This window comes from Paraglaciecola sp., from assembly GCF_051252315.1.
In the GTDB taxonomy this organism is placed as follows: Bacteria; Pseudomonadota; Gammaproteobacteria; order Enterobacterales; family Alteromonadaceae; genus Paraglaciecola.
Genome location: NZ_JBPOFP010000132.1, coordinates 1 through 11,543, shown reverse-complemented (window position 1 = coordinate 11,543; position 11,543 = coordinate 1). Strand labels below are relative to the sequence as shown.

Below are 11,543 nucleotides of genomic sequence, written 5' to 3'. Positions count from 1 at the left end.
ACCCCGACATATGGGACCAGTGGACAATTTGGAGATCACATATACAGAGAAAGAACGTCCAATGGTAGGACATGGGCACAAAAACGGGTTCGTAATTCCGTTGTTATAATGATTTTTTGAGGCACATGAGGTGATGCGCTGTGCATTTTGCGCATTGTCTATTGAATCGTTGGTTGAATTGTATAAAGAGGTATGTTTTTAGCTTATAACTCTTCTTACAGCACGGTTAACTTTACAATCCTTGTTTAGGGGCGAAAGCTAACCGCGATTGATGACGTGTTGGGAGTTAAGCGTATTTCTTTTTTAAGTTATTAATAAACATGTGGTGATCAGGTAATTTAGTCACTTCACTTTGAATGGCGGCATGTATATTTTGCAAAACTTGAATGGCGTTATCCGTTGGGATCTCGGGTTGCGAGAATTTTTCATAGCTTGGTAGGTACTTTTGTCCTATCAAGACTTGTACCCAACTTTCAAAACTAAATAGTTCTCTGTCATCGATATTGATAAAACCTGTTTTGGAATACTCTTCTAATCTCATTTTTAAGCGTTCTGGTAATGCCATTTCTTTACAGTTTTGCCAAAACTTAGAGTCCTCTTTTTGGTTAATATGATAATGCATGACCAAAAAGTCTCGAATACGTTGGGTTTCAAAAACAAAAGTGTTATTAAAAAGAGATCTATCGGTCCAATTGTTGTCATCTAGTTGATTACGCAATAACAAGGCGTATCGATAAATTAAGTGGATACTGGTTGATTCCATTGGTTCCATAAAACCACTAGATAATCCAATTGCAATACAGTTTTTGACCCAAGGTGTGTTTAAACAACCTGTGGTAAATGGAATGATTTTAGGTTCTGTCAGGGCTTTTCCCTCTAATGAAGATAACAGCTCTTGTTTAGCCTCTTCGTCAGAAATATATTTGCTACAATATACGTAACCGTTGCCCGTTCTACTTTGAAGAGGGATTTGCCAACGCCAACCTGCTTGCATCGCAATCGCTTTGGTAAAAGAGGGGATTGATTCGGATGTATTTTCGGTTTGCACCGCAATCGCTTTATCGCAAGGCAAATACTCTGTCCAATCTTCAATTTTTTGACCTAATTCTTGTTGGATTAAACGGCCTACACTACCCGAACAGTCGATAAATAGATCTCCATCAATTTGTTCGCCATTTTCCAACATTAAACCAGATATATCCCCTGTTGCGGATAATTGCACATCCTTCACAGTTGCAATGATATGTTCAATACCGTTTTTAATGCTAAATGCTTTTAGATATTTAGCCATCAAATTTGCGTCGAAATGTAAGGCAAAGGATAGGTTGCATAAAGGGTAAAACTCGTTACTTTTTGCTCCATTAGGTCTTGGGGCCGGTGGAGCAAATTTGTGATTATAGGCTGCTACTGCTGATGGGAAAAAGGGGGTGATATTATTACTGCCCGTTTGATGTGCGGTTTTAAACCAGAAGTCTAAGAAAGGCGCCTGATTAACTTTAGTTCCCAGCTCACCAAAAGCATGCATGTATTGTTCACCTGGCTTTGACCAGTTTTCGAAGTGGATACCATATTTAAAACTTCCGTCCACTTTTGCCACAAGATCGCTATCATTTAATTCTAAATATTCAATCAAAGAATAAATAGGAGGAATGCTAGCTTCACCCACACCGACGGGTTGTATTGCATCAGACTCTACTAGTGTTACGGTATAATTGGTTTTTGTTAAATTTTTTGAGAGTATTGACGCGGTCACCCAGCCAGCGGTTCCGCCACCTAAAACTACTATCTTGTTTTTCTTATTAGCCAAAGTGTTTTCCTATTAGAGTTAAAGTTTTGTAATTGATTCTCAGAGCAATAGTGTCTGTTTTGATTATATGCATATCAATTTTATTCATCTACAAATTAGTTTTTCGCGGGAAATAATTTAAAAAATTGCGAAAAATTATTTCAAATAATATTCATCACCTTTGCTAAATCTTACCTGTTTAATATGTATTTATATATGCTTTTGTTTTTTTGTATTTAATCTTTTTTGTGCTTTCTTCTTTAAATATATACCAAAGTGATTACACAAAAATGTAAAGATTATCGCTTTTATTGTGTGATGAAACCCACGTTTGTATATCGTTAATTGTAGACATTTTGGAGATTGTTTTTAGTAATGTAACCGCGACAATGATTTATAATTCATTTTATCAAATCAGTTTAAGCGCTTGTTTTATTTGTTTTTTTATATCCTGCTAATGCTATTACGTTGCTTTATTAGCAACAATTAAGGTTGGTTTTGACATCAAGATTAATTATGTCGTGAATCTAAGATTAGCAAACTCTGTTAACAATATTTAACGTTTTTTTGTACTGCGTGTCCCTTTATTTTATTTTACGTTGTATATAAACACGTGTTTTTATTTGTAAAATAAATTTGTGTGTATATATAAGTGTAAGTTTTTTAAGGTTATTTTATTTATGGTTAATTGAAGATTGTTAACAAAAAGTCATTGACATAATAATGTATACAGGATTAAAGTGATGTAAATCGTGTTAATAAATTGTTTCTTTGTAACAGGGTTTATTAATACGACCACACTCAATAACCAGACTTTGGGACACTGAAATGACACAGACCAAACACAATTTTAAACTTAGCTCGATATGTTTAGCGGTTTTATCCGCGACAAGCGTAAGTGCTTTAGCTCAGCAAGAAAAAAGCGATGATGTAGAAGTCATCGAGATAACAGGTATTAAAGGGAGCTTGGTAAAATCAATCAATGATAAACGCTTCTCGAAAAATATTGCTGATACGATTAACTCTGAAGACATTGGTAAGTCTACTGATCAAAACATCGCTGATGCTCTAGGGCGAGTAACGGGTGTAACCGTTGTTAGTAACGATGGTGAAGGCACGCAGATTACGGTACGTGGCGCGGATGCTAACCAAAATAGCATTACCTTAAACGGACAGGCATTGACCTCGACTGATTTCTCTCAAGCTGTTGATTTAAGTTCATTCTCTGCGGATATTTTGTCTAAGCTTGAAGTTGTAAAAACCTCTAGTGCCGACCATGACGAAGGTTCGTTAGGTGCATCGGTTAACTTAGTCACAGTACGTCCGCTTGACCAATCTGAAAGTGTGCGTTCAATGACATTACAAGGTCGCTACAATGACTTCTCTGATAAATCAAATCATAAGCTGCAATTTGCTGTTTCAGAAAAGTTCTTAGATGAAACCTTAGGTGTGGCTTTGACTGCTTATGATGAGTCAAATGCCTATCGTAAAGACCAGTATAAAGTGGGTAACTTTATAGAGTCGAGAGAGTATGGCCAAGCTGTTGATCAAAATGGCAATGTTATATCTGGTGTTAAAGCTATAGTTCCTAACCTAGCTGGTTATGAGTTACATCAGAATGAAAGTAATCGTCAAGGAGCTTCACTCGGTATTCAGTACTTGTTAGGTGATGTGACTGAAATAATGTTTGATGCAACATACAGTCAACAAGAACTTGTTAGAACCTATGATGCATTTCAAACTAAAGCTACCTCAAATAACCCTAACTGGGTGGAAGGTGCGGTAGCAACCAGCTTTGTAAGACCACCTAATCCTTTCAGTGATCCTATCGATTGGATCCAGGTTAATACTGACACCCATGACCTCACAAAGTCTATCCACCGTTATGGTAACGGTAATATGGTGCGCTCAGATGGTGGTCAAGATAACGAAAACTTTAGTGCAACCTTAAACTTCAAAACTGAAATTACCGATGAGTTTCGTGTTGAGGCTCAAATAGGACATTCATACAGTGAATCCGTAAACTTACCTAGTGCCTTTACTGTGATGGAAAACTACGTACAAGTACCTGGCAGGCTATTATATGATGCTGGCGCTAATGTAGAGCCTGTAGGTTTAGATTGTACAACAGGTGATACCTGTAGTGCTGTTTACGGTAATACGCCTACAGATTTAGGTGAAAATCTATATGCCTATACTACAGAAGAAGGTCAACGTATCGCTGGTAACGAAGATAACATTGCTGTTACAGGTTTGAACCCTCAGGATATAGCTGCATTCCATTTAGGATACATCCGAGAAAGTGACCGTACCGTTGAAGATACCATTACCAATGCGCAAATTGATTTTGATTGGGATGTTGATGCCTTTGGCATTACCTCGATTGAGTTTGGTGGTAAAACATCTACTCGTAATAAAATGGTGGATGATCAGTCTTATAGCTTCCAGTCCCTTCAGGCATCAGAAGTTATTACTGACCCAGTGACCGGAGAAACAGTCGTAGAATTGGGTGGTTCATTGTCGGAAATTCGTGGTGATATCATCGCCGGCGACCCTATTCCATATGACGATTTTATGGGAACACTAGGTTATGGTCGTGAAGGCGCAACTGTAGGTTGGACGCCAATTGACGTTAAACTTGCTAAAGAAATGGTATTGGGCGACGGCGACGTAGTGCGTAATGTCGACAACACTGCCTCTCGTGAAACTGACATTGATACCAAAGCGCTTTATTTAAAAGCTAATTTCGAATTTTTAGATGGTAAGTTAACCGGTGACATCGGTGTTCGTTATGTTGAAACGGAAATCGAAGCCATGGGTTACTCGGGCATGAGTTATTTTGAACAAGGAGGCTCAGATTTAGAACGTGAAGCTGATCGCCATACCTTGTCTCAGTTAGCTGATCCAAATTTACCTGAATGTCCAGCAATTAACTATGGTTCTATAGACCCCACCGGTCAGCAATATGCTAGAAAATATCAAAGACTTGATGGAACTGGGTGGGATACGAGCGCCGGTCCTGATCCATCTACTTGGGTGTCAATTCCAATGTTTGATCCAGACGGCAATGGTCAGTTTGATGGTTGTAGTGACTCTCGTTATGTTGACTTTGCTGCCCATCTAAATCAGTTCCGAGCTGGAGATGTGGCCAACGCACCTACATTTGGTGAGTATGATATTTTATGGCAATCCATGTGGCGTTATGCTGATGTTGCAACCAGTCGTACATTTGGCTGGGGCTCATTACCTGAGTGGAATGGTGCAACAGATGGTGCCATTGCCAATTATTCTTGGGGTAGTAGTGCGGTTAATAAAGAAGTAGCTGCAATTCCTGCTTTCAAAACACACTCATACGATAATTTATTGCCAAGTTTAAATCTTAATTATGCGTTTTCGGATGAATTTGTTGGTCGTTTTGCTGTGTCAAAAACCATGACGCGTCCAGAAATCGATTTATTACGTCCAGGATACAAAGTATCTGAAGGAAGTTACTGGGGAAGTGGTAATTTAAACGTTGGTCGTGTTGATATGTATAACACCCAATTAGAACCTTTAGAATCAAATAACTTTGATTTGTCTTTAGAGTGGTACTTTAGTAATACAGGTATGTTAAGTGCGGCCTTCTTCAAAAAAGATATGTCTAACTTTACAGACCGTGAAACAACATTGTCTCCTATCTATAGTGTTAGAGACTCAGCTGACGCGCCGGAAAGTGGTAATGACCTAATTTTGACTGATGGCGATCTAGCCGGCTGTCATCCTATTAGAGCCACAACTGAATTTGGTTATAGTGCAAATGACCCAACTACGTTCAGCGGTGATGCAATTGATAATTGTGCAAACATGACAGTAACAAAAACAGTCAATGCTAAAAACGCTGAAATTGAAGGTCTAGAAATTGGTTATATGCATACCTATGACTTCCTACCTGAAATGTTTGGATTACCTGAATGGACAGGTGGTTTAGGGGTATCAGCTAATTATACTTTCCAACAAAGTGAATACGAGTCTGAGTACTCGTCTATTAACCCAAACATTCTACTGCCTTCGTATCCAGTAGCGGATACACCAGAGCATAGCTACAACTTCACTGGTTTCTGGGAACAAAGCGGTCATCAAGTCCGTTTGAGCTTTAGAGGCACAACCGATTCATTGGTGGGTAAAGATTGGTCAAATGGACAATATGGTCGTAGTTGGAACCAAGGTTCTATTTGGAATGAAGGGCGTAATACTTTAGATTTATCTGCTTCATACCAAGTGTCACCAGATATCTCTGTTACTTTCCAAGCGATTAACTTAACTGACGAAGCTTACCGTACTTACTTTACGAGCCGCACGCTAAACGTAGTTCGCGTTGCTGCTGATAACGCTGCTGGTTATGACTTTGTTGCGCTAGAAGAGGGTAATCCACTAGATGGAGAAGCACCTACTCACCGTACTTATACCAAATATAAGGTAGGTACTACTTACCGATTAGGTGTACGCGTTAACTTCTAAAACAATCGACCTATATGTGCGGAGGTGACTTCGCACATTAATTGAACAGAATATTGGTATAAAGTTATGAAAATGATTAAAAGCTCAAAAGTTTTACTAGCAAGTTCAATACTTGCAGCATTAGCAGGGTGTGGTTCATCTGATGATTTCACCCCAGAAGCAAAAGTAAACAACTCAGCCCCGGTTCATGGTGGTGATATTAGTGTCAACTTTCACGAAAAGGATGCGATTAAGTTTATTAGCTTATTAGGCACTCCTGCCGGTACTTCAACAGGAGAAGGCGTAGCAACAGATGCAGATGGTAATTTTTTATCTGTAACTGATGTGGTCGTTCAAACTTCTGGCGATAGAGCTGAAGAAATTGAAGGTTTAGGAATAGGACTTCAAGGAAACGAATTTGGTATTAGTCCGGTGACTATAGCACCACTATTGGATACTGATGAAACGCATACTATCGTTGTTAATTACAACATTACAGATGGCGCCAATAAAGCACCTCGTATGGCTACCTTCACTATCACTGGTGAAGATTTTGCCCCCGTTATCGCTAATAATATTATTAGTAATTACACTAAGGATGCGGGTGTACAAATTATTGATGGGCTAGCGAATGTTAGTGATGCTGATAATGAAGTATTAACACTTAGTAATTTAGTTGCTGGTAGTGAAAATCCATTCACACTTCCAGTGACAATTAATGGTTCTAATTTAGAAGTTGATGTGGCATCGGTTGAGAACGATATTCCTGACGGACAAAAAGTGACCTTTAACTTTACCTATACCGTAAGCGATCATAGATTCGATTTAGAGCGTGAAGTGACTATTAATGTGTTAGGTGTTAAAGATATCGCTGGTGCTCCATTAGTTCTTGATTATTTCTTAAAAGAAAATATCAACGAAACTGACGGTATGTTAATGGTTGACTTGGCCAAAGACATTGAAGAACGTGAAGGTGATGCGGTTATCATTAGCGAGATTATGTTAGATGGTATGGCTTACACAGACTCTTTTGCGGGTCGTGTCGATGGTAATACTCTTTATTTTAACCCTAATGCTTATTTCGATGATGTTGAAGCGGGTAGCTTTAAAGATTTTACTTTCACTATGAAAGTGGCAGATGACCAAGGCAATATGTCAGATGGCGAGCGAGAGCTAGTTATTACGGTTAACGGTGTAGAGTCTAACTTACTAGCAGCCGGTGGTATGGATGTCGGATTTGAAGTTGACGGTGCTGGTTTTGAAGCATTTAACTGTGGTGCCGGTGCAGAAATTACCACATCACTTGTAGCTAATGGTAATTCTTCTTTCCAAATGTTAGGTGCTCCTTGTTATTATGCGACGCCTGCTAGCGTTTTTCCTGACATGGAAGTAGGTGGTAAGTATTATTTCCATTATAACGCCTATGTCGGCGCTGGAGATGCGTCACCTTATATCATGCTTAATAAAGACACCAGTGGAACTCATAACTTTTGGGTTGGTGCTCGTCCTTGGCATCCTGCTAATGCATCTTGGCGTCCTCTTATGATTGAGTATGATACAGAGGCAGGTTATTTAGCTACGGCTAATGGAGACGGTGAGACTCCTATGGATGTGGCTGACCAGTTGCGTCTGTTTGTTATGAGCGCTTGGGTAGGTAACGATGGTATGCCAGCCTTTGATGATTTTAACTTTACTCGTTATGACAATATCGAAGGTGTGGACATATTGACTGGTAGCCCAGGTTCTTTCGAAGACGATAGTTTTGTACCGACAACTTCTGGCGGTGGTTTAGTCGAAGTGAGAGAAGATACTAACGATGCTAGCAATAAAGTACTTTATGTTGATACAACTGGCGCGACCGAAGCTGTCACTATCAGCTTCCCTGTTGAAACTGGTGCAATCGCTTCTGATGGGAAATATCGTGTCACTTTCGATGTGCAATACGTAAACTTTGATGCTAACAAAGATGCTGGAACCGATCCGAATATCAATCAATGGGGAGGTTATACCTTTGATGTGGTATTTAAAAATGCTGACACTGGTCTTGAGTTTACTAAACAGAGCACAATCTGGAACGGAAATGCTTTAGGCCGATTCCAAGGTGTTGCTGACGAAACGTCACATTGGTGGGGATTTGGTGCAGACACTGATTGGAGCACAGAAAATGCTACAGTTGATTTTGTATTGAAGGGTGTAGGCGCTCAATACATTATTGATAATATTGAGATAGTACGTATTCCTTAAGGTACCCAGTTCCACTAAAAAGGCTCTTACAGTTATGTAAGGGCTTTTTTTATGGGTTTGGTTTATTAACTGTTTTAATTTCAAACAGTTGACTAAGAGATTAGCTATATTCTAATGGATGAAAAAAAGAAAAAGGAATAAGATACATTAAGATAGAACTTAATAATAATGAGAAATATATGACAAATACTACAAACAATTCTGTTGAATTATTGGATAGCGTTAAACACAGAAATATCAAGGTTGATCCAGCAAAATTAAACACTAGATTACATAATGTGAATGTTACCACTTTAGTTGCTGGAGAGTTAAGCACCTTAGTACATGAATATGCTGTTTTCTTAACCCAAAGTCCAAGTACTAAAGAATATCAGTTAACGGCAGTATTGGGTTTTAAATCAGGTGAAAACTTATATTTAAATGGTGACAACTGGCAAGCGACATATTTGCCTTTAGATATCATGCGTCGTCCATTTCAAGCATTTATGCCTGATAATAATAACTTGGATAAAGCACACATTGCTATTGATCTGCTTTCTGAACAAGTAAACGAAAAGCATGGCACGCCCCTTTATGATGAACAGGGCAATAAAACGGAATTTTTAAAACGTATTGAACAAACATTTAGTGAATTAATGGGTGGAACTATGCAAACCATTCAATTATTAAAATTAGCTGATGAATTAAATTTAATTGAAAGCATTAACTTAAACCTTGATATCCCTAATCGTGGAAAAGTAGAACTAAACGGTTTGTTTGCTTTTAATAAGGAAAACATAGATAAGTTGTCGGGTGAGGCGTTAGAAAAAGCGCACAAATCAGGCTTATTGCAAGTGATTCATCTGGTTTTAAGTTCTACTATTAATTTACAAAAGCTAATTCGTTGGGCAGCAAGTTCGTAAAGGTAAGAAAGTTAAAGGCCGTCGAATAGCAAAACCATCTAAAGATAACCAAGCCCTAATAACACAGTAGATAAGATGAAATGCCCTTAACTTTCACGCCATTCTTGTGGTAATTATTAAGGTTATGATAGGTTGCATTGATTTAATTGTTAACAATTGAGGGGCCGTACGTTAATATTAGATAAATTGTCAATGAAGCATCTTACAGATTGAACTATGTTCTCTGTATGAGCGTAAAAACCAAAAAGGTAAAGTATGTCTCAACAAAAAATGAGCCTAGCCACAAAACGCGCTATTGAACGTGGATATGATCAACAAGGGCCTGATTGGTTGTCCGAGTTTGATGTAATGGATCTTAAAGGTGATTTTGCCTTTGAAGAAGGGGTAATACGTCGCGATCCTACCTCGGTTATTTTAGTCGATGGGGTTTATCATTGCTGGTACACCAAAGGCCAAGGCGAAACGGTGGGGTTTGGATCAGACAATCCTGACGATAAAGTGTTTCCATGGGATCTAACCGAAGTCTGGCATGCAACGTCTGAAGATACTATTACTTGGAAAGAACAAGGCCCAGCAATTACCCGTGGAGAAGCCGGGCGTTTTGATGACCGGGCGGTTTTTACACCAGAGGTATTGGTTCACGAGAATAAGTACTATTTGGTTTATCAAACCGTAGAATTTCCCTATACCAATCGTCAATACGAACACATTGCGATAGCTTGGGCAGATTCACCTCAAGGACCATGGCATAAAAGTGATGCCCCCATTTTAAGTCCTGCTATGGATGGGAAATGGAAGGGAGATGAAGACAATCGTTTTCATGTGTCTTCAAAAGGCAGCTTCGATAGTCATAAAGTGCATGATCCATGTGTTTTATTTTTTAACGATAAGTTTTATCTGTATTACAAAGGTGAAACTATGGGTGAAGAAATGAACATGGGCGGTCGCGAAATTAAACATGGTGTGGCTATTGCCGATAATGTTTTAGGCCCTTACACTAAGTCTGAATATAACCCAATTTCAAATAGTGGGCATGAAGTAGTTGTGTGGAATTATCAAGGCGGTATCGCTTCATTAATTACAACCGATGGACCAGAAAAAAACACGGTTCAGTTTGCCCCGGACGGAATTAACTTCTCTATTAAAGCTCATGTTAAAGGGGCACCTGAAGCAATTGGTTTGTTTAGAGAGTTTAAAGAAAATACCTTGCCAGCACCTGGCATAGCTTGGGGATTAACCCATAAATACGATACCAGCTGGAATTGGAACTACATTTGTAAATTTGTACCACGTAAACAAGTTTTAGATGCAGGCACGTTCCAGAACGCACACCAATAAGGTTTAACATTATGAGTGCTTTATTATGTATTGGCGAAGGAATGTTAGAGTTACGAAAAGCCGGTGAACACCATATTCCATATGGTTATGCTGGAGATACTTTAAATGCCGCGATCTATGCCAAACGTGTACATCCAGAGGTACAAGTTGGTTATTTAACTGGAATTGGTTCTGATCCCTATAGCCAAGGGTTTGTTGATTATTGTCAGCATGAATCAATTGAAGTTGATTTGTTGTTGTCATCGGAAACTGCCAATTTAGGTATTTATTCTATAGCTACTGATGAAGCCGGTGAGCGCTCATTTTATTATTGGCGTAAAGGTTCCGCAGCCACGCAATTCGTAGAATTATTTAAGGAATTTCAAAAGCATAATCGTATTGATACACCTGAAATGGTGTTTTTCAGTGGTTTAACCTTAGGTATTTTGAGCGATGAAAGTAAATCTGGCTTCTTAGACATGTTGCGCGAATATAAGGAACTCGGTAGTCAAATCGCCTTTGATCCTAATTATCGGCCTAAAATGTGGCAAGACAAGCAACATGCTATTGAATGGCTAGATAAAGCTTACGCAATAAGTGATATTATTTTACCAGGCCTTGATGAACATACTGAATTGTATGGTCATACTACGCCTAATCAAGTGTTGGATTATATCGCTCAGTTTGGTTTTGAAGAATTGGTGATTAAGTGCGGTGATGATGGGGTAGTGACATTTGATGTCGAGCATAAAAAAGCGCACATTCCATTTAATCCCGCACCTAAACAAGTGGATTCAACTGCTGCAGGAGATTCCTTT

The 11,543-nt window shown here is 38.8% G+C and carries 6 protein-coding genes; 5 read left to right on the top strand and 1 reads right to left on the bottom strand.

All coding sequences use genetic code 11. The features are described from left to right. Positions 1-286 precede the first annotated feature (286 nt). Positions 287-1,807, bottom strand: coding sequence for a tryptophan halogenase family protein (locus tag ACSHXM_RS18700; RefSeq protein WP_435691340.1), 1,521 nt, complete (start codon positions 1,805-1,807; stop codon positions 287-289). 807 nt (positions 1,808-2,614) lie between these two features. On the opposite strand from ACSHXM_RS18700, the gene ACSHXM_RS18695 reads away from it, so the two are divergent. The 5 genes from ACSHXM_RS18695 to ACSHXM_RS18675 all read left to right on the top strand — a co-directional run. Then, a complete protein-coding gene (locus ACSHXM_RS18695; RefSeq protein WP_435691338.1) occupies positions 2,615-6,283 on the top strand; it encodes a TonB-dependent receptor in 3,669 nt (1,222 codons plus the stop codon). A 66-nt stretch (positions 6,284-6,349) separates the two neighbouring features. Beyond that, a complete protein-coding gene (locus ACSHXM_RS18690) occupies positions 6,350-8,506 on the top strand; it encodes a hypothetical protein (protein ID WP_435691336.1) in 2,157 nt (718 codons plus the stop codon). 179 nt (positions 8,507-8,685) lie between these two features. Then, positions 8,686-9,408, top strand: a complete 723-nt coding sequence (locus ACSHXM_RS18685; protein ID WP_435691334.1) for a SapC family protein — start codon at positions 8,686-8,688, stop codon at positions 9,406-9,408. Positions 9,409-9,663: 255 nt separating this feature from the next. Then, entirely contained in the window at positions 9,664-10,746 is a 1,083-nt protein-coding gene (locus ACSHXM_RS18680; protein ID WP_435691332.1) for a glycoside hydrolase family 117 protein, read from the top strand. Positions 10,747-10,757: 11 nt separating this feature from the next. Next, positions 10,758-11,543, top strand: a 786-nt coding sequence (locus tag ACSHXM_RS18675) for a sugar kinase (RefSeq protein ID WP_435691330.1), incomplete at its 3' end; no start/stop codon positions are given.

Coding starts and splice junctions, on each gene's coding strand:
- ACSHXM_RS18695 (WP_435691338.1), top strand. CDS start 2,615: ATGACACAGACCAAACACAATTTTAAACTTAGCTCGATATGTTTAGCG.
- ACSHXM_RS18690 (WP_435691336.1), top strand. CDS start 6,350: ATGAAAATGATTAAAAGCTCAAAAGTTTTACTAGCAAGTTCAATACTT.
- ACSHXM_RS18685 (WP_435691334.1), top strand. CDS start 8,686: ATGACAAATACTACAAACAATTCTGTTGAATTATTGGATAGCGTTAAA.
- ACSHXM_RS18680 (WP_435691332.1), top strand. CDS start 9,664: ATGTCTCAACAAAAAATGAGCCTAGCCACAAAACGCGCTATTGAACGT.